Genomic DNA, 19,119 nt, shown 5'->3' on the forward strand with positions numbered 1-19,119 from the left:
CAGTTGCGATTAACCCAATTGCGAGAAATATTTCCCACAGCAGTTTGCTAAGTTTCCAACTTTGGGAAATTTTAAGGGTGTCTTTTTCTTCCCACAGATAAAGGAAATTGAGTATACAGATGAGGAGGATTGCAAATACTTTTGGCTGAGTCCAGATTTCCCCGCGCATTGTACCGAATGGGTTGATGAGAATGATGCTGAGGGAAAACAAGAGAGTGTAGAGGTGGTTCACTGCTGTTTGTTGGATCTAATTTTCAGCGCTTTTATAAAGCCCCATGCGCCGAGCGTCAAGAGTCCAAATACAGAGGAGGATTCGGGTACAGATTGAGGAGAGCTTTCCTTAGAAATTGGACGCATTTTGAAACTACCTATACGGTCATTAAATGCCAGTTGAATCGGGAAAGCTGTTTCTTCGGTTGAACCAAATAGTGAATCGATGTCAGTTATTTTAAAGTTGGAAATACCATGACCAAATAAGGAAACGAAGTCTAAGCTCTCTCCGGGACTGAATTCACCAACAATAGTATCTCCTACTGAAACGGTAAATCGATTGTCGTCTCCAATCGGGAAGTCAAGAATTTCAGTAAATAGTGTGTCATCTAGTGCTTGGAATTCAAAACCATAGGTAGTGTGTGGGTCGTACCAACGGCAGCCAGGAACGTTGCGAAATACTTGCCAGTTTCCATCTCTTGCATTGGGGAGGATTGGATTGTGTTGAGTTCCTCCTGGCCGTTCTCTGCTGACACCACCACCTCCGCTATTAGCTCCAATCACATATGGAAAATCATTTTCATCTTCAAACACTTGGACAGCAAGCTCGTATTTGCCTCCATCTTTGCCACGAATATGATTGCCGCCACCGCCATATGCACCTACAGTTAGGTTGATAGTTCCATCACTTGAAACGTTACCCGTTAATGCAGAAGCAAAGCCATCTCCTACAGAGCTACTATCATTGTCAGAACGCAAAGTTTCACTGTTATGTCTTGCTTCCAAATATGTATTTGGATTGCATATATTTCCAGATATATCGTTATTTATCTCGGCATGAAATTTTGCTCCTGGGGTAAGTTTTGTCAATTGGAATGTATCTGTTTCTCCACTGGAGTAAAGACTATCGACAAAAGTTTTCTTGGGTGTATATATATTTTCCCAACCCCATCTTACTCCGCTGTAAATTTCTACCTTCCTTTTTACTACCCCTGTTTGAGGATCTTTAGTTCCTCCAGGAACCTCGTTAACTAGATAGGTTTCAGCATAGAAGTAATGGTTTTTACGCGTGAAGGAGCCTGCGACATAGGGTAAGTCAAAGAAGAGAGTTGGATTTGATCCAGATATAGGATATGATTCATCATAGTAAGGGCTTCCTGCGTTAGGAACAATATCAATTTTGTCATTAGGAATCTGGTCATTTATAACCTGTCCATTTTCTATGTCAAAGTTAAGAAGTATCCGCTGAATCCAATGAACTGTACTACCAGTAGGATCGCCTCTCTCAACATCGGGAATATAATTTAATTTGAAATAAGCTCCAACTCCTTGTGGCCCATAGCGTCCATCGATACACGGGAAGTCTGCGTTGCAAGCGTAATAGTTCTGGATATTGAAACTACCTGCTAAATTGCCTTTCGGCACAAACTCCCAGAAGTTTCCAAATCTTTGATTTAGCAAATATAGCAAACCATCAGTTCCACCTGGTCTGATCTCAACCACTTGTCCTTTGTTTAGTTCTCGCCGTGGATCTGGTGGAAAAGGTTTTCCTGGACTGAAATCAGGCCACGCATCTAATCTTGTAACGCCCTGACGAAAGTCGTAATATTCCTCGTATTTATAAGTTCTATCACTGTCCTTGATTGGTTGTGTTTGGTCTGGTGTAATACTGAATGCAAAACTAGATTTCCCAGTGAGCGTGACTAGCACAGCTGTTGTTAAAAAAACCAAAAAGTATTTTTGTGACGGCATTTTTCGTAGGTACCTTAAGATTTAAATTTGAAAAAGCAGAAGGAAACTCCAAGAATAAATTTGAGGGATTCAAGAAGGAAAATTCTTATTTATCTACAAATAAAATTAAGGACTTGTATCCTTTGTCGGAAGGCAGACGAACAGAACCTTCAGATTTGTCTCAATAAAAAAGCTTCTGCTTGTGTCCTCTGTCTTCCAACGAAGTCGATCAAAGAAATAACAGTCCTTGCTTAAAATTGAGACATAAATGACAATTATTAATGCAACGTTACTTCAAGGTTGAACTAGGCAAAATTCCACAAAGGGCGTATGCACCATACCTCTCCAAAAATCTTCAAACGAACCTATATCTAATGGATTTGTTAGCGATCTGTATGTCAACCGAACCTGATAACTACCCAACTCCAAACTATTAAACGACCAATAACCTCTACCTGTACCACGAACTATCAAGCTCAATAGCCCATCAGTTTGTCTCTCAATGTGTGCGCTAACAAAGAACGTCACACTTTTTCCAGGCTCAACCAAATGATAATCAGATTCCCTAGCACCAATCCATCCAGTGCTACCAGCACCTAGATTCTGCCCTAAGATTAAACCATTTGCTCCCATAAGTTCTGGGATCAAGGTGGTAAATGAGCAGAAGCGCTGAGAGATTGAGGTGTTGTTTGTGATGCGAATCCCAATCTGTACAGAGGAACTGGCATCGGATAGCTGAGAGTGTGAAATAGTCCATATTTGCTCTGGCACTACAGTTTCAAAACTAATGCCATCAACTTCTACAGCATTTTTGTTAGATTCCATAGGTTCGAGGAATCGAATATTCACAGGTTGTGTTATCAATGGCTTTACTAAAGAGCATTCGAGTCGAAATTCGTCCCCTGTCGAGACATCCAAGACTGTGAACTCTCCACTAGGGCTATTGTAGATAAATCGAATTTGATACGTTCCCAATTGGAAAGTATCAAAAAACCAGGTATGGACAGGATTACTAGAGATTTGGAAATGGGTAGAGATATTCCATTGAATTTGACATAAGCCATTTTGCCAAGAGAAATAAGCAATTAAATAGCAAAGCAAAGTCTTTTGAGATGGAATAGCAATGCGGTCATATAGACTTGGAGTAATTTGCCTGCTTATGCGTTTTTGTGGATGTAGTACTTGCCCATTAGTGGATAAGAGTTCTAAAGTCAGAATTTCGTAAAAGAAGGGAAAATATGTTGGTGTGTTGTTAGTGATACCAGTGACAATTTGTAAACAGGTATTAGTATTTCTTTGATCGGGAATAGGCAAAACTATGAGGTTTGGCTCCGAAATTTCCATCTGGATACCATCGGCTTCACAAGTGTTGCTGCTATTTGATTCAAAAGATGTCATTTGACTACCCTCTTTATTTACAGGTTTTCATGCATCCTTAAACGTATGAACACATGGTTTAATATCATTGTCCTGAAAAAGAGCGATGAATTGTTTCAGACTTAGGTGTAGATTATTCAAAAAGTTTTTCTAATTCTTTGTTCATCATCGAGGCAACAACATCACTATTCTTTCTAAATACAGGGCAGTCACTCTTTCTAAGAGCTTTACGCAAATTTTATATTCTTTCTGTTGATGGTTCAGAAATACTTTAACTCTATGGCTCGTAGATGCATAAATTAAAGGTTGATTTCATGCAAAACTTTTGGTGCTGTATTTTCATGTTATATTTGATTGCTTCAAAACTATTAAGATAAATCTAGGCTGTTTTTCAATATGTGATAACCCAAGATTTACCGAATTGTTAGAACTAGTATCTACTGTATTAATAAATGAAAATTTATTAGAGCTTTCTAAATTAAATCTAAAGTAAATATTCTTCAAAAAAGAAAGGTTAATTGTTAAAATAATACAAAGATAAAATCAAGAAAAGAGATAGCCAAACATTAAGAATATATAAAACTGAAGCAATATATTTATTTAGGTGATGTAGTTGCTACTGTACTCAAAGAGCGATCGCTCTTATCAATAGCTTGCTGTCAGTCAGTTGAGTACTCGCACAGTCGTTTAAACTACTTTGGATATAGCCGCCAGGTAAAAATGGCGGGCGATCGCTTTTTTAAATCGAGAAAATGATATTATTTATATATAAGTCTTCTTCTCAATTGCACAAGAGGGGATGAGGTGGCGATGGGGAGAAGATTATAGGCAAAAACTGCTTTTAGCAAGTAGAAGCATTATTTGCAGGTGTGGCTGTAGTGCGATCGCTAGCTGAAATCAGTTTGAACTTACCAAAATTGCAGGGCTTTTGAGCAAGCGCTTCCTTTAGGAGTATTTTTGTTTGCTATCAAATCTTTGCCGAGAAAAGTTATTGGTTGTAGAGCCTTTGGTTTTATAGCTTAACTCCCGCTAGGTAAGGCAAAAATTTACATAGCGTGACATCCCTCCCTGAAAAGACTTAGATAGTTCGGTTATCCGGCTACCTCAGGAAACCTCAAGAGGGGTTTTTAGCGTCACTATATATATAGTGAATATTGAGAGGAATTTTAGCTATTTTTTTTGGCCAGTTATCTATTTTGAACTATAATGGAAAGTTTTGTCTAAACTACTTTACTCTTGGTTAAATTTATCGTAATATTAAATAAGTAGAACTCATACTGACTTCGGATTGTCAGCGTCGTAGCCAGCGACTAAGGAAAAAAAAGAATTCTTTAAGACAACGAATGCCTGCCTATAGAGATTCCAAAATCTAGGGAGGGTAGGGGAACCTATCCAAGGAACTAACCGTCGTAACAGGTTCTAAAAACCGAGAAACTCGACCTTTGGTGGTAGTTCCAAAATGACTGATGATATATGCACTACCTTTCCTAATCCGCCATAACTTAAGTATTCTTTGTGTTTGGAGAAGAGGAAAACGCACCAATGCCCACTGTTAACACTGAACTTGAAAATACTAACGCCAAATTCACGGCTGATATGGTGCGAACCTATCTGCGCGAGATTGGTCGTGTACCCCTGCTTACCCGTGAGCAAGAAATTGTCTACGGCAAACAGGTACAACAAATGATGACACTGCTGGAGGCAAAAGAAGCTCTAGCCAAGAAACTGCGCCGCGAACCGAACTTGGAAGAGTGGGCTGCTCACGTGAAAAAGTCTGAGACAGAAGTGAATCAGACTGTGTTGCAGGGTAAGCGGGCAAAGCAGAAGATGATTGAAGCGAATTTGCGCTTAGTAGTTGCGATCGCCAAAAAGTATCAGAAGCGGAACATGGAGTTTCTGGATCTGATTCAAGAAGGAACACTAGGATTAGAGCGTGGTGTCGAAAAATTTGATCCGACACGGGGTTATAAGTTTTCGACTTACGCTTACTGGTGGATTCGCCAAGCGATTACTCGTGCGATCGCCCAACAAGGGCGTACCATTCGCTTACCTATCCACATTACCGAGAAACTGAACAAAATCAAAAAAGTGCAGCGGGAACTTGCTCAAACCTTGGGGCGATCGCCATCTCCCGCGGAAATTGCTAAAGAACTTGAACTAGAGCCAGCACAGATCCGTGAGTATCTGAATATGGCGCGTCAGCCAGTTTCTTTGGATGTTAAGGTTGGCGATAACCAAGATACTGAGTTGCAAGAAATGTTGGAAGATGAAGGCCCATCGCCAGAATCTTACATGACTCAAGAGTTCTTGCGCCAAGATCTTAACAATATGCTTGCAGAACTAACCCCCCAACAGCGAGAAGTATTAGCTCTGCGCTTTGGGTTAGTAGATGGCAATGAAATGTCTCTAGCTAAAGTTGGTGAGCGTTTAAATCTCAGTCGTGAGCGCGTCCGCCAGTTAGAGCATCAAGCCCTGGCGCATCTGCGTCGCCGTCGCGCCAACGTCAAAGAGTACGTTGCTAGCTAGCTATATGCTTATTGCCGTTGGCGGCGCGCCTCCTGAATTCAGGGGGCGATTTTTTTATTCAGCCTACCAACTATTTCAAACAGCAATTTGTCAAAATTTCTAGATAAAATCCGGAATTAAAAGATTTTATTGTGTAGTTTCAGATAGATGTGCAAAAACTTAGGAGTTTTTCTGTCAAACAGCAACAATTCTTCAGAAAAATGCTAACAATCAAGCTAAACAGTTGAAGTTTTAATTTTCTTGACAATCACCCTATTGGATTAGTCACATAGGTGAAAGCTTTATAGCTCAACCAATGGTAGTCTAAAATTATCGTCCATAATCAATCAAGAATTTATTTTTTACAAAGTTTTTTCAGACAAAATCAACCTTTTGATAGAAGCTTTACTCATAAATACATCTGGTTCGATTGAAGTAATAGGCGCAGGATAGTTTATTTTTTAAAAGGAGAAATAGGGTGCTTGATTATATTAATAAGTTGCTTCCCCCTCGTCATTTGAGAATACCCTTAATAGGCTTGCTTCTTGTTCTTGGTGTCGTTGGCGAGAGGGCTACACCTGTGTTAAGTAACCAGATTGCCAGATTGCATATCCCTGCTCCTCAAGAATTTGAAAATGAACTCGCTAATAGGCATACTGAGTTACAGCGTAATTCTATATCAGCATCTCAAGCTGCACAAAAGGAAGCTCGCCTACGCAGGGCGTTAGCCAAGTCGGGTTCTGTTAGCAGTAAAATTACCCAAGATTCTGAGGTAGCATCAGCAAAAGCCCTAGAGAATCAAGCACCCACCTACACTTGGTTACAGCGTCATTCTGAGCTGGAATTTGAATCATCAGAACCTGAATTAGGAGTAGCTCCTACAATCAAAACCCAAAAAAGTGCATCGAAACTGTCTACACAACCAGCACTCAAGGAACAACAAGCAAAGTTTCCGAGGCGAGATGGCGTATACCTTTATGGACAGTCGCCTAAGGCAGGACAATTTGGGTATGGGTATATCGTTTTTGAGAAGCGTCAGAGTAAAGTCATGGGTGCAATGTATATGCCCAGTTCTGAGTTTAGTTGTTTTGAAGGTACGCTAGCATCATCAGGAGATTTGGCGATGACTGTTAAGGGCTACCCTGGTGACATCAGCCCACTACAGGTGGCAACAAAAGATAGACTACCTCGAACAAGTAACGATGAGCCAGTCATCTACGGTCATTCGTTAACACTAGAAGATTATTATCGGTTAAAGTCCGTTAGTGCTAGCGATCGCCAATTTCTGCAAACGTGTAAAGCCAGCTTGCAAAGCTAGTTGATGATTTGGCAAAGTCAAAAACATCACTTATTACTTTTAAAATTCAATCCCTGGCTGTGCTTTCACACTTTGATCGCGTAAAGGATGTTTAACTAGAGCCATTTCTGTCACTAAGTCAGCGCGTTCAATTAAGCCAGGGGGAGCGCCTCTTCCTGTGAGAATAACGTGGCTTTGGGCAGGCTTTTGATTCAAGCCTGCTAAAATTTCTTCGACACGCAAATAGCCAAGCTTAATAGCAATATTGATTTCATCCAATAGTACTAGCTTGAAATCGGGATTGCGAATGTATTCTAATCCCTTTTGCCAAGCCGCTAATGCTTTTTCAATGTCGCGATCGCGATCTTGGGTTTCCCAGGTAAAACCTTCGCCCATAGCATGAAATTCTAACTGGTCTTGCCAAAGGCTGAAAACCCTTTTTTCCGAGGGTTCCCAAGCTCCTTTGATAAATTGGACAATCGCTACTTTATAACCATGACCAAGCGATCGCAATACCATCCCCAATGCCGCAGTGGTTTTTCCCTTGCCATTGCCAGTGTGAACAATGATTAACCCTTTTTCCTGCGCAGCTTGAGCAATTCTTTGGTCTTGTACTTGCTTGCGTCGCTGCATCTTTTTACGATACTGCTCTTCAGTAAGGGATGGAGATGGTGCTTCCTCCATCAAACTTTGTGCTTCTAAGTCTAAGTGAGATTCTGTTGTTTTATTGGTGTTCATCAACTTTTCTGGGAAGGACAGCTATAAAAGAATCTTATAACTTCCTGTGATGAACTAGGGATCGGCGATCGGAGATTGGGTACTGGGTATCAGGGATTGGGGATCGGGGATCGGGAAAAAGAGGACACGGGGAGTATTTTTGATAGATTCTCCGCGTCTTCCCCTCTCCGCGTCTGCTAGTCCCTAGCCCCTAGCCCCTAGTCCCTAATTAATTACTGCCAAACCAACACCTTGGCTTCGTATGGCCCAATATCAATCATGATGCCATCATCGCCAGCTTCTACATCATAATCTCCTGTCCATTCGTGCCATGTGCCAGCACTAGGGAAATTAGGAACGTGATAACCAGCCAAGAAGTTTTCAGAAAAATTAACTACAACCACTACACGCGAACCTTCATCGTTCCAGCGACTGTAAGCTAGCACTTTAGCTTCTGGATTTTCGTGGATGAAGTCAATATTTTCTGTGTAGAGAGCATGATTTTGCTTGCGCAAGTTTATCAAGCCTTTGTAGTGTTCAAATAAACTGCGATTCAAATCATTACCTAAAAGCTGCCAGTCAATTTTAGCTGACTCTGGAGTTTTTGGTTTGTACTCGCCAAACTCTTCACCCATCCAAACTAACGGCACGCCAACGGCTGTCATCAAAATCGCTACGCCTAACTTTGCTCGCTTAAAAGCTTCTTCATCAAGAATACTGCGGTTTCCTAATTCCACCATTAAGCGATCGTGATCGTGATTTGTTAAGTAATTCACGACATTTGTTGCACCTAAAAAGCCTTGACGCTTGCAATCAATGACATCTTTGAGGCGTTCTATATCAAATGTGTCACCACAGATATGTTCTATGACGCAGTGATAGAAACTATCATGCCAGCAACCATCCATAGGCCCGTCTACGTTGGTGATGCTGGGAGTTTCAGGAATATGTTCGGCAATGTTATAAAAAGGTTTAGATCCGGCAGTGTTTTTTGCCTCTTGTACAATCCAATGCATGAAGTCGTAATTGGCAATTTGCCGTGCCGCATCGTAGCGAATACCATCGAGATGATATTCTTGAATCCAAAAACGAACTGTATCACCAATAAATCGACGAGCAGGATAAGTCTCTAGATTCTCGTCATAGTGTTCGTAATTAAATTCTGGCCCCCAGTTATTATCTGGATCGCGAGGTGAATGATGATACCAATAATCGTGGTCAATTTGTGTTAGAGGACTAGATGCTTCTGAGTGATTGTAAATACCATCAAGAATGACGCGAATTCCTCTAGCATGGCACTCATCAATTAAGTTTTTCAATTCAGCTGTAGAGCCATAACTTGATTCAGTCGCAAAAAAATAGCGAGGATTGTAACCCCAGCTATAATCGCCTGGATATTCTTTAACTGGCATCAATTCAATGGCATTAATTCCTAGTTCACATAAATAGTCTAACTTTTCAATAACGTGCTTGTATTTTCCTCGCGCATAAGGGTCATCTTCACCACCAGAAAAATCACCGACGTGCAGTTCATAAATTACTAATTCATGGTCAGCAGGCAAAGGTTTGTCGTCATGCTTCCAAACATAAGTATCGACTATTCTTTGCCCATCTTTGATTCTTGCTATACCGTTATCTTTTCCTCCATATTCATCTATATCAGTAGCATAGGGATCTGTAACTTCAACCCATTGATCTGGTTCAAAAAACCACGATTTTGACTGGACGCGAAATTTATATTGATATTCTCCGTCTTCTAATTCAACTGTTGTCCGAAAATAACCATCTTCACCTTTTTCCATTGGTATTTCTTTCCAATCAGAAAAAGAACCAATTAAAGCTGCTCCTTCGTTATAGGGAGCAAATAATTTAAATTCAATGGGCTTTGGCATAGCAATATTTTGATAGTAAATAGTGGCATAAGTATTTTCTTATTTTCAAAAAAAATAGCCAATCATTCCGTAGAAATAAATATTTGATAATTTCGTCTATCTACTGGTACATTTTTTGATATATTTTTGTAGAAAAGATAAAAATTAAATATTTTCAGGTAGAGCGATCGCCTTCTACAAAATTCACTCGTGAGTTACAAAAGCTAGTTTTATCATCTTGGCAAAACCTAAATAGTCAAAACACGCTTTTCCTGAATCCATCGGCTGCATATATGGATGGATTAGATTGGAAAAGCAATAGCGATCGCTATTATTTATATCGTGAGAGGTTAAATTCAGATAAACAAAAGGTTTTCAACAGGTTGTGGAATACAAAATTGCTTTGTTTAACACTGATTGCAATATCAAAATATTGCTGCTACGATTTTTGGCAACACCATTAATTCTGTAAAAACACTTACACTCCCCTTAACCGCTCAAGGGGAGATTTTATATTCAAAAGGTAAATGCTTGCGGCGATCGCTACATAGAATCAAAATTGCTAGTATTTTTTTGCATATAACTTAATAGCCAATTAGCTGCCGTTGCCCTACGAGTTTGCCGAGGGCCAAATTCTCCTATTTTGTAACCTTTAAATCCTAGCTTTTCTTTGAGTAGTTGCTTGTTCTCTGGAGGGATGGAACGAGTCAGCTTAACTGTAGCGGGACGACTTTCAATAAAGTCTGGTGGTTGTGGATACTCATCTCGCCAATCAGCCGACACCTGTTGATTCTCCCAATTTTCGGTTGTAGAGTCGTAGCGATAGCCTAAGCAGTGCCACACCAATTGGTTCACTGTGGCATCATCTATTTCTTCTTTGAGAATTGCCCAAATAGTCTCTGTATTGAGTTGTGGCAAATTGGACATAAAGAGAATAGGGGACAGGGGACAGGGGACAGGGGACAGGGGACAGGGAACAGGAAACAGGGGACAGGGGACAGGGGACAGGGGACAGGGAACAGGGGATAGGGAACAGGGGCTAGGAGCTAGGGACTAGGAAAGAAGTACCAGGAGCACCAGGAGCTTCAGGAGCAGTACCCAATCACCAATCCCCGTACTCTACGAGAAGCCGCTTGCGCGTCTACGCGTAGCGTCTCCGTCAGGAGAATCCCCAATACCCAGAGAGACTTGCAGTTAAACTAACTTGATACTGAATTAGCTGCCTCGGATGCTGTTGCAGCTGGTGCTGCACCACCCATGCGAATTTCAGAAGTAAAAGAAGCCATGCTAAAACCGCCAAAGCGCTTCAAAACGCTAACCCGCATCCGTAAATTGGGGCTAGCAAACCACAAGCGCTCTTCAGACCACATAGTTTCATATTCTGTAGTGAGTGTCAAAGCACCGTCGCTGCCCATTTTATAGCTGCCGGCAACTGGCATTTTCTCGGCATAGCCCATTTCTCGCAGCAACTTACCCTCATGGGGGTTATCTTCATCAGGCACTGTTACTAAGACTGTGGAACCAACGTGCTTTTGTTCATCCCATTCCATTGTGCCGTTCCAACTGACCCTAGCACCACAGGAAGCCCGATTAGGATCGATTGCATACTGTTCGCAGAGTTTGATCACTTCTGGATGATCTGCTGCCAACATTTCAATTGTGATGTCTGACTTACCGGATTCGGATTGTTTAAAAGCTAAATGGTGACTGGTACGATGGGAAAACCATTTACCAGCACTCAACTGAAAAAACTCTTCAACATTATTCATGAATTAAATTACCTTGCATCAAAATCTTTACGATCCCACTTATTACAAGGTAGCAGGAGGAGTTGCTTTATAAATGGGTGGGTTAAGAGCTAATGGCTGTTAACTATTAGCTATTAACTATTAGCTATTAACTATTAAACATTAGTCATTCCTGCTTCTTCAAGCCTCTTGAGAGAAACCCTTGCTGCCTCAGCAACGTGGGGATGTCCGTCTTTTTCCAGATATTTTAGAGCTGACAAACTTTTGGGTGTAGGAAGATGTCCCAAAGCTTCTGCTAGACGTTGGCGTACCAGCCAATCCTCTGCTTGGGCAAAGCGCAGTATCCGATCTACTGCATTGATATCTTTAATTTCTCCCAATGCCGCGATCGCTGCTTGTTGGATGACAACTTCTTCACTTTCTAATGCTTTGTAGAGTATTTCACGGGCACGAGAGTCTTTAATATTACCTAATGATACAGCAGCACTAAAGCGTACCAGCCAATCTGTATCTTCGTAAAAAGCTCGCGATAGCGCTTCAAAAGCCCTAGTGTCACCCAAGTAACCTAAAGCACCAGCCGCATCAGCGCGAATGCCATAATCTGGGTCAGTTTCCAGAATTTTGACTAGAATAGGATAGCACTCTGGAGTTGGTTTAACTCCCAAGGCAAATATTGCCATTGACCGTAATTGGAGAGAATCATCATCCAAAACCTTTTTAATCAAAGGTACGGCGTCTTCTGCTGGTACATCCCGCAAAGAAGCGAGGGCAACCATGCGATCGCGCAAATTCGGACTTTCTAATTGAGTGGAAATTTCCTCTATGCTTGGAGTTGGCATCTGGTTTAATGCACTATTGCTACTTACATCCATACAAGTATCATTACCGATCCAGCTATAGATTACTAGGAGGATAACCGCTCAAAAATTTCACATTCGGCAGAAGGAATGGGAGACACCCAGACGCAGGGATGCGGAGAAAGATTTCCCCCCCCCTCCTCCCCCTCCCCCCTTCCTCTTCCTAATCCCTAGCCCCTAGTCTCTAGTCCCTATTACCTGTAACCTTTTAAAAAGCGATATATTTACGGTTATTACTAATTCTAATTTTTATTAATTAAATTTATGGCTTCCGAAAAGGGTAAATCTTCAGGCGATCGCTTTGTCTACCAAGAATTTGGGCAAGACAACCCAGCAGCCTTGGAAAGAGCTATTCAAGAACTAACCCCCCAGAAACAAAACTTGCGCGTACAAGCTACTCGTGCTGGGCGTAAGGGTAAAACTGTAACTGTGATTAGCGGTTTTCAAACCAAACCAGAAACCTTACAAGCCTTATTAAAGCAGTTAAAAACCCAGTGCGGTACAGGTGGTACTGTCAAAGACAATGAAATAGAAATTCAGGGCGATCACAAGCAGAAAATACTGGAAATTTTAACCAAACTTGGTTACAAAGCCAAAATCAGTGGTGGTTAAAGAGGGCAAGGGGAGGCACTTGCGCGAGCAGGTTCCCCGCGTTGTAGCGACTGGGGTGCAGTGCCTTGGGAGCGCCCTGGAGATGGGGAGAGCAACTAACCACTAACTACTAACCACTAACTACTAACTATTTTTGAATGCGAAGAGCAGGAGCGGCGGCAGCGTTCAGTCGTTGAAGAATCATAGTCTATCGAGGGATATGGTGGGCTGCTTGCCCACCATGGTGTTAGCTAAAGTACGTTAGCGTGGTTTTTGCTGTGGTTGTTGTGGTTGCTGACGCTGCAAATTATTCTGGTATTCTTGTATTTTTTTCTTTTGATCGGGAGTTAGCACAGCTTCCATACGTTGTTGTGAAGACATCATGATTTTCCGCAATTCAGTTTGCTGCTGCGGGGTAAATTTTAGAGCAGCAAAAGCCTGTTGGGGAGGAGTACCTTGATTCATCGCAGTTTGAATCTGACTGCGTTGCTCTTTTGTGAGAACATTCTCAATTTGTTTACGGACATCAGCACGAATTTTTTTAATTTGATCTTGTTGTTGAGCCGATAGTTGTAAACGCAGTGGTTGCTGCTGCTGTTGTTGTATCTGTTGCTGTGGTTGTTGGTTTGTTTGTGCTTGAGTTGAGCGTAGGGGGACTGCTGTTAAACTCAGGGCGATAGCTCCGGCTATCAGTGTCAGATTTTTGAGCTTCATTTATTGCCTCGCGGATTTCTCCCGTTTAATTTCACCATTATAGAAACTGATTACCCAATACCACGACTGGGGAATTTACGAATGTACCTATTTAGTACTGTAGTAAGGTTTTTGCTACCTATCCCGCTTGATTGAGCCTATCTATATGCTTGGCTTGCGATTTAAATCAAGGTTTGCTCAGATGCTAAACAAATAACCGCTGTACAACTCCCCTGATTTCTCTAAGTTCAGAATTACAAATCATTGTGAATATTAGTGTTAATATTTCTAATACTACACATATTACTGAGCCATATCATTTTTACGTGGAAGTAGTCTCAAAAATCATCCATTACTTTCAGCGAGGAAAAGGTTAAAGGTTAAAGGGGAAGGAATTTAACCAAAATGTACTCTCTTACCCTTTATCCTTTACCTATTTTCTGCAAGAAGCTTTAGGATTTGGAACGGATATTATTCAATACAGATATCTATTCCAATTACATTGTTTCATTAATTTTAGAAACCCTTGGCGTGAAGCGATTAGGGATTAGAATTATTCATTTGTTGGCGGCGCGATCGCACATTTTGTCTATTTTGCCGGAATTCCTCTAATCTTTGCCTTTGCTCAGAAGTTAGAATAGCTTCCATCTTCGATTTTTGTGTCTGCATGATCTGCCGCATTTGGTTTCTCTGTGCGTCGGTGAGATTTAGCTCTCGCCATACTTGACGCTTGCCTTGACGGTTTTGTCTAGCAGTTTGTAGCTGTTCTCGCTGTTGTGGGGTGAGAATTGCTTCCATTTGAGCCTTAGTCTCGCGGCGAATTTCTGACATTTGAGCTTTTTGTGCATCTGTTAGCCCCAAGCGATTAAATTTACCCTCACCTTTTCGTGGAGCTTGTGTTGGGGTTTGTGCTAATTGGATGGGTGAGGAAGAAATTGTTTCTGCTTTGACTGCAAAAGGCATGGCAGTTAAACTCAAGGCAAAAGCACCAGCAATTAGTGATAATTTTTGAAGTTGCATTTAGGTTCCCCTGTGTTTTTAATTCTTTTCTCTCCATCCTAGAGATAGATGCATACCACGCACATGAGTATAAAGTCATGTCTGCATCTATGACTGAAGTCATGGTTTCAATATGAGGCTTGTAAACTTTTTTAAGCTAATTTAAATTTGGAATTATAACAGTGAAAAAATTTGATAATCAGTGTAATTTTAAGATATCAATAAGTTAATAATTAGGTACATTTCTGTGAGTCGTCCTATTTCAATCCACAATCATCCCTTTCGTTTTCTGCTTTATTTGGAGTGGATATTACTGAGTTTTGCTGCTTTGAGTGCCATAATACCACCTCCTTTCCCGCGTTCATCTATCAGATTTACAGAACTCACAATTTGTACTCTAGTTATTTTTGGTTTAATGGGTTTAAGGTTGCCTCAAAACAATCAATTTATTAAAGTAATTTACACAGCAACAGAAATATTTTTAATTGTTATTACTAGATTTTTTGGTGGAATTACATACAGAATATTTCCATTTCTATACTTAATTTTAGTGACTCGGAGTTGTCTAATTTTCCAAATGCAAGGTCGTTTGGTAATTACTGTCTTATCTTTTATTTTCTTTTTACTAACATTAAAACGAAGATTTGACCGCATTCCCATATCGCCAGCCGAACAAGAACGCTTTTTATTTTTCAGTTTTAATTTCGCCGTCATGTTCGGATTAGCTTTAATATTTGTATTGCTATTAATGAATACTGTCTTGTCTGAACGAAAAAGCCGAGAAGAACTAGCAATTGCTAATGAAAAACTGCGTCAGTATGCTTTGCGAATTGAAAGTCAGGCTACTTTAGAAGAACGTAATCGCATTGCTCGTGAAATTCATGACTCCTTGGGGCATTCTCTCACAGCTTTAAATCTGCAATTAGAAACGGCTTTAAAACTTTGGCAATCCCAACCACAAAAAGCTCAAACTTTCCTGACAAGAGCAAAAGAACTCGCTTCCAAGTCACTACAAGATGTGCGGCAGTCTGTTTCTGCTATGCGTTCTCATCCTTTGCAAGAACAATCTTTAGAACAGGCAACAGTAGGGCTTGCAGAAAATATGCAGCGTGCGATTGGAGTTTCTCCAATTTGTAAAATTGACTTAGCTGATCCCATTTCCTCTGAGATTACTACTTCTATTTACCGAATTATTCAAGAGTCTTTTACAAATATTTGTAAGCATTCCCAAGCAACAGAAGTTACACTGGAATTAACAACAACAGACACACATTTACATTTGATAATTAAAGATAATGGGAGAGGTTTTGAATTAGGACAAAATACAACTGGTTTTGGACTGAAAAGTATGCGCGATCGCACGTTAGCATTAGGAGGAAAATTTAATATCAATAGTACTCCTGAAAATGGTTGCCAAATTATAGTTGAGATTCCTTTAATGAGCAGAAGCAATGATAAAAGTACTGCTAGTAGATGATCAACATTTAATTCGTCAGGGATTAAAAACTTTACTGGAACTTGAAGCAGATTTAGAAATTGTTGGGGAAGCAGAAAATGGTGAAAGTGCTTTGAAGTTAATCGCAGAATTACATCCAGATGTAGTCTTGATGGATATTAGAATGCCTGTTATGGATGGAGTGGCAACAACACGGGAAATTCACAGGCTTTTTTCTGGTATCAAAGTTTTAGTGTTAACTACTTTTGATGATGATGAATATGTAACAGCAGCCTTACAAAATGGAGCAATGGGCTATTTGCTTAAAGATACTCCTTCAGAAGAGTTAGCTTTTGCAATCCGTGCTGTCTATAAAGGATATACTCAATTAGGGCCAGGAATAGTAAAAAAGCTTTTGACTCACTTTTCACCACATGGAGCGAATAACTCACCACCTCCACCTAGTTTGAGCGAACTCACTCCCAGGGAAAAGGAAGTTTTACGGTTAATTGCTATCGGTGCTACTAATAAAGAAATAGCTCAACAACTTTATATTTCTGAAGGAACCGTCAAAAATCACGTCACGAATATTTTAAATCGTTTAAATTTACGCGATCGCACCCAGGCAGCTATTTTTGCTAATTCGTTTTTATCCTATTTAGAAAACAGCAATTAAACTAACTATTGACTAATTTTGCCTCAATGCTGACATAACTTGTAGAGTTACATCCTTACCACCTCTGAAATTGACAAAAATAGACTGAATTGTGTAGATAATACCCCAAGGTATTCCCCACCAACCCAGAAATAATGAAATTAATGTATATTTAATACCTTTTGTCAAAGCTACTTCACCAGATTTAATAAAGTAAATACTAGAACTTCGTTTAAAAGTTAAAATTACTATAGAAAAGCAATACAGGAAAACAACAAATTTAGCACCTTTAAATAGCTCTTGATAAACCTCTTCGACGCTCATTTCGTCTAAACCAATTATTTTTGCCATTTTCCTCTCGCTTTTTTTACACCTAAGTAAATAACTTCAAGCAATCTTCTCTCAAAACTCCTTTGACAACCCTAATTTTTTTAAAGGATTTAGCAATCACCTCGTCGCAAGATATAGCAATCTGAGACTGATTAACAGAAATTAAATCTTCAATGGAAGCACCATAAACTATTTCTGATATATCTGCCCAAATACAAGCAGTCGCACACATCGGACATGGTTCGCCTGTTGTATATATTGTGTAACCTTCTAAATTGGGAGTTTTCAGTATACCTGTCAGGCTTCTAATTGCGTTGATTTCTGCATGAGCTGATGGATCGCTGTCTCGATTGACTGTATTATATGCTACCGCTACTATTTCGTCATCTTTAGCAATCACTGCACCATAAGGAGCATCTCCTTTTTTGGCTTCTTCTACAGCTAGGCGCATAAAATCTTCTGGAGTCATAATATAAAAAGATTGAAAGTGTACAAGTATTAAGATTATTGTATTTTAAATCTAATCTCTGCGAATAAATAGGTTTTAAATATGCTACTTCTCAGGGAAAAAACAGCATTTTATTTAAAAGATTTGGACACACCAGTAGGTAAAGCCATTAATTTAGCCATTGCTGGGCTAGTTTTACTGTCATCAATAATTTTTGTAGCCGAAACATATCATATTCCCGATACTGTTAGGCTTAACTTAAATGCATTAGATACGATAATTTTGATTATTTTTGCAGTAGAATATCTCCTGCGCTTGTGGAGTTCAGACAACAAAATCCAGTACATATTTAGTTTTTATGCATTAATAGACTTAATGGCGATAGTGCCATATTTTATTGGAATAATTGATATTAGTTTTATTCGCTTATTACGTTGGTTTAGAATATTACGCTTGATTAGGTTTATAGATAAGAAATTTTTGTTTGGAATCAGCAGCGAAGATGGAGTAATTTTTGCCAGGATACTATTTACTTTATTTGCAATTATCTTTGTATATTCTGGCTTGATTTATCAAGTTGAACATCCAGCTAATCCAAAAGTTTTTGTTACTTTTTTGGATGCTTTTTATTTTTCAGTTGTAACGATGACAACAGTAGGATTTGGCGATGTTACTCCTGTCTCAGAATTAGGACGTTTACTAACAGTTTTAATGATTTTGACAGGTATTGCTTTAATTCCTTGGCAAGTAGGTGATTTGATTAAGCGCTTAGTCAAGACTGCTAATCAGGTAGAAACTGTCTGCCTTGGATGCGGTTTGGCTTTCCACGATGTAGACGCCAAATTTTGCAAGATTTGCGGGACAAAGTTGAATTAGAAATGGACTGAGTGACAAAAATACCATTTTTTGGTAATGATCCTTTATGACTTTAGTGAGAGATACTGTTTGCTGATTGAGTATATGTTGGATAAGAAAAGCCAGAATTCATCTACCCGTAAAATGCACTCACTCCGTTTTCTTCTCTGTTTACTGGCTATTACCTTTATAAGTGTTAGTTGTAATTTTATACTCCGTGCAACGGCAAAGTCAGAAGATAACTTACCAAATGTTCAACCATCTACAACAGAGGTTCAGGAATTTAAGGCTTCAGAATTCGTTACTCCTAGCGTTAAATTTCCTGAGAACACATTTCCTCAAGTTAAGTTTTCAGAGATTGGATGTGAGCAAATTTACGTCCAAGAAAATAAATATTTAACAATCATCACCCTGCCAGCAGATCTTGTGTTTGACTCTGGTGAAGATAAGATTCGTCCAGAAGCAGAAAAAGCACTGCGTCAAGTTAATCAAGCAATAACTAATCGCTATCCAGACACTTGGTTACAAATTTTAGGACACACTGACTCTGTAGGCAATAAAATCGATAATCTCAAGTTGTCAGAACAGCGTGTCACAACATTACAACGGTGGCTAAGTGAAAAAGGCGGTGTCAAAATTTCTTTAATAACTAAGGAAGGTTACGGCGAAACCCAGCCGATCGCACCCAATACCAACTCTGATGGTTCCGATAACCCAAAAGGAAGGCAAAAGAACCGTCGGATAGAAATTGTGGTTCAGAAGCAAGCAAATCAGGTTTAACTGCAACAAGAGAATAGGAG

At 39.9% G+C, this 19,119-nt stretch carries 18 protein-coding genes and 1 pseudogene; 7 read left to right on the forward strand and 12 right to left on the reverse strand.

Features of this window, described 5'->3' with window-relative positions:
- From UYC_RS39645 to UYC_RS0129015, 3 genes and pseudogenes are all read right to left on the reverse strand, one after another.
- Positions 1-232: pseudogene (locus UYC_RS39645) on the reverse strand (O-antigen ligase family protein); the annotation flags it as partial.
- Positions 229-1,962, reverse strand: coding sequence for a hypothetical protein (locus UYC_RS0129010; protein WP_016878998.1), 1,734 nt, complete (start codon positions 1,960-1,962; stop codon positions 229-231). The pseudogene UYC_RS39645 and the gene UYC_RS0129010, both read right to left, overlap by 4 nt.
- 273 nt (positions 1,963-2,235) lie before the next feature.
- Positions 2,236-3,339 (reverse strand): hypothetical protein, encoded by a 1,104-nt coding sequence (locus tag UYC_RS0129015; protein ID WP_016878997.1) that lies wholly within the window; start codon positions 3,337-3,339, stop codon positions 2,236-2,238.
- A 1,521-nt stretch (positions 3,340-4,860) separates the two neighbouring features.
- On the opposite strand from UYC_RS0129015, the gene UYC_RS0129020 reads away from it, so the two are divergent.
- Both UYC_RS0129020 and UYC_RS0129025 read left to right on the forward strand, forming a co-directional pair.
- The gene (locus tag UYC_RS0129020; RefSeq protein ID WP_016878995.1) at positions 4,861-5,844 is read left to right on the forward strand and encodes an RNA polymerase sigma factor, RpoD/SigA family; all 984 of its coding nucleotides are present in this window, start codon (positions 4,861-4,863) and stop codon (positions 5,842-5,844) included.
- 457 nt (positions 5,845-6,301) lie between these two features.
- Positions 6,302-7,141 carry a hypothetical protein gene (locus tag UYC_RS0129025; protein WP_016878994.1) on the forward strand — a complete coding sequence of 280 codons (840 nt, stop codon included), beginning with the start codon at positions 6,302-6,304 and terminating at the stop codon, positions 7,139-7,141.
- Positions 7,142-7,180: 39 nt separating this feature from the next.
- Here the strand turns inward: UYC_RS0129025 and cobO are convergent, their stop codons facing one another.
- From cobO to UYC_RS0129050, 5 genes are all read right to left on the reverse strand, one after another.
- Positions 7,181-7,804, reverse strand: coding sequence for a cob(I)yrinic acid a,c-diamide adenosyltransferase (gene cobO, locus UYC_RS0129030; RefSeq protein WP_392408661.1), 624 nt, complete (start codon positions 7,802-7,804; stop codon positions 7,181-7,183).
- A 266-nt stretch (positions 7,805-8,070) separates the two neighbouring features.
- Positions 8,071-9,729, reverse strand: coding sequence for an alpha-amylase family glycosyl hydrolase (locus UYC_RS0129035; RefSeq protein ID WP_016878991.1), 1,659 nt, complete (start codon positions 9,727-9,729; stop codon positions 8,071-8,073).
- Positions 9,730-10,251: 522 nt separating this feature from the next.
- Positions 10,252-10,635 (reverse strand): DUF1823 family protein, encoded by a 384-nt coding sequence (locus UYC_RS0129040; protein WP_016878990.1) that lies wholly within the window; start codon positions 10,633-10,635, stop codon positions 10,252-10,254.
- 272 nt (positions 10,636-10,907) lie between these two features.
- Positions 10,908-11,477 carry a phycobiliprotein lyase gene (locus UYC_RS0129045; protein ID WP_016878987.1) on the reverse strand — a complete coding sequence of 190 codons (570 nt, stop codon included), beginning with the start codon at positions 11,475-11,477 and terminating at the stop codon, positions 10,908-10,910.
- A gap of 134 nt (positions 11,478-11,611) precedes the next feature.
- On the reverse strand, positions 11,612-12,295 hold the full coding sequence (locus tag UYC_RS0129050) for a HEAT repeat domain-containing protein (protein ID WP_026087754.1): 684 nt from the start codon (positions 12,293-12,295) through the stop codon (positions 11,612-11,614).
- Between the two features lie 282 nt (positions 12,296-12,577).
- Between UYC_RS0129050 and UYC_RS0129055 the strand changes: the two genes are divergently transcribed.
- Positions 12,578-12,925 (forward strand): translation initiation factor, encoded by a 348-nt coding sequence (locus tag UYC_RS0129055; RefSeq protein WP_016878982.1) that lies wholly within the window; start codon positions 12,578-12,580, stop codon positions 12,923-12,925.
- A gap of 240 nt (positions 12,926-13,165) precedes the next feature.
- On the opposite strand, the gene UYC_RS0129060 is transcribed toward UYC_RS0129055, so the two are convergent.
- Both UYC_RS0129060 and UYC_RS0129065 read right to left on the reverse strand, forming a co-directional pair.
- Positions 13,166-13,618 carry a hypothetical protein gene (locus tag UYC_RS0129060; RefSeq protein ID WP_016878978.1) on the reverse strand — a complete coding sequence of 151 codons (453 nt, stop codon included), beginning with the start codon at positions 13,616-13,618 and terminating at the stop codon, positions 13,166-13,168.
- A 519-nt stretch (positions 13,619-14,137) separates the two neighbouring features.
- Entirely contained in the window at positions 14,138-14,617 is a 480-nt protein-coding gene (locus UYC_RS0129065; RefSeq protein WP_016878976.1) for a Spy/CpxP family protein refolding chaperone, read from the reverse strand.
- A 226-nt stretch (positions 14,618-14,843) separates the two neighbouring features.
- On the opposite strand from UYC_RS0129065, the gene UYC_RS0129070 reads away from it, so the two are divergent.
- On the forward strand, positions 14,844-16,073 hold the full coding sequence (locus tag UYC_RS0129070) for a sensor histidine kinase (RefSeq protein WP_016878974.1): 1,230 nt from the start codon (positions 14,844-14,846) through the stop codon (positions 16,071-16,073).
- Positions 16,048-16,707: a response regulator gene (locus UYC_RS0129075; protein WP_016878972.1), complete on the forward strand. Its 660-nt coding sequence runs from the start codon at positions 16,048-16,050 to the stop codon at positions 16,705-16,707. Before UYC_RS0129070 ends, UYC_RS0129075 begins: the two co-directional genes overlap by 26 nt.
- 12 nt (positions 16,708-16,719) lie before the next feature.
- Here UYC_RS0129075 and UYC_RS0129080 read toward each other — a convergent pair whose 3' ends face one another.
- Both UYC_RS0129080 and UYC_RS0129085 read right to left on the reverse strand, forming a co-directional pair.
- Positions 16,720-17,037: a hypothetical protein gene (locus UYC_RS0129080; protein ID WP_016878970.1), complete on the reverse strand. Its 318-nt coding sequence runs from the start codon at positions 17,035-17,037 to the stop codon at positions 16,720-16,722.
- A gap of 22 nt (positions 17,038-17,059) precedes the next feature.
- The gene (locus UYC_RS0129085) at positions 17,060-17,485 is read right to left on the reverse strand and encodes a nucleoside deaminase (protein ID WP_016878969.1); all 426 of its coding nucleotides are present in this window, start codon (positions 17,483-17,485) and stop codon (positions 17,060-17,062) included.
- 81 nt (positions 17,486-17,566) lie between these two features.
- On the opposite strand from UYC_RS0129085, the gene UYC_RS0129090 reads away from it, so the two are divergent.
- A complete protein-coding gene (locus UYC_RS0129090) occupies positions 17,567-18,340 on the forward strand; it encodes an ion transporter (RefSeq protein WP_016878967.1) in 774 nt (257 codons plus the stop codon).
- Between the two features lie 69 nt (positions 18,341-18,409).
- Entirely contained in the window at positions 18,410-19,099 is a 690-nt protein-coding gene (locus UYC_RS0129095; protein ID WP_235181635.1) for an OmpA family protein, read from the forward strand.
- The last annotated feature ends 20 nt before the right edge of the window (positions 19,100-19,119 follow it).

This window comes from Chlorogloeopsis fritschii PCC 6912, from assembly GCF_000317285.1.
Taxonomy (GTDB): domain Bacteria; phylum Cyanobacteriota; class Cyanobacteriia; order Cyanobacteriales; family Nostocaceae; genus Chlorogloeopsis; species Chlorogloeopsis fritschii.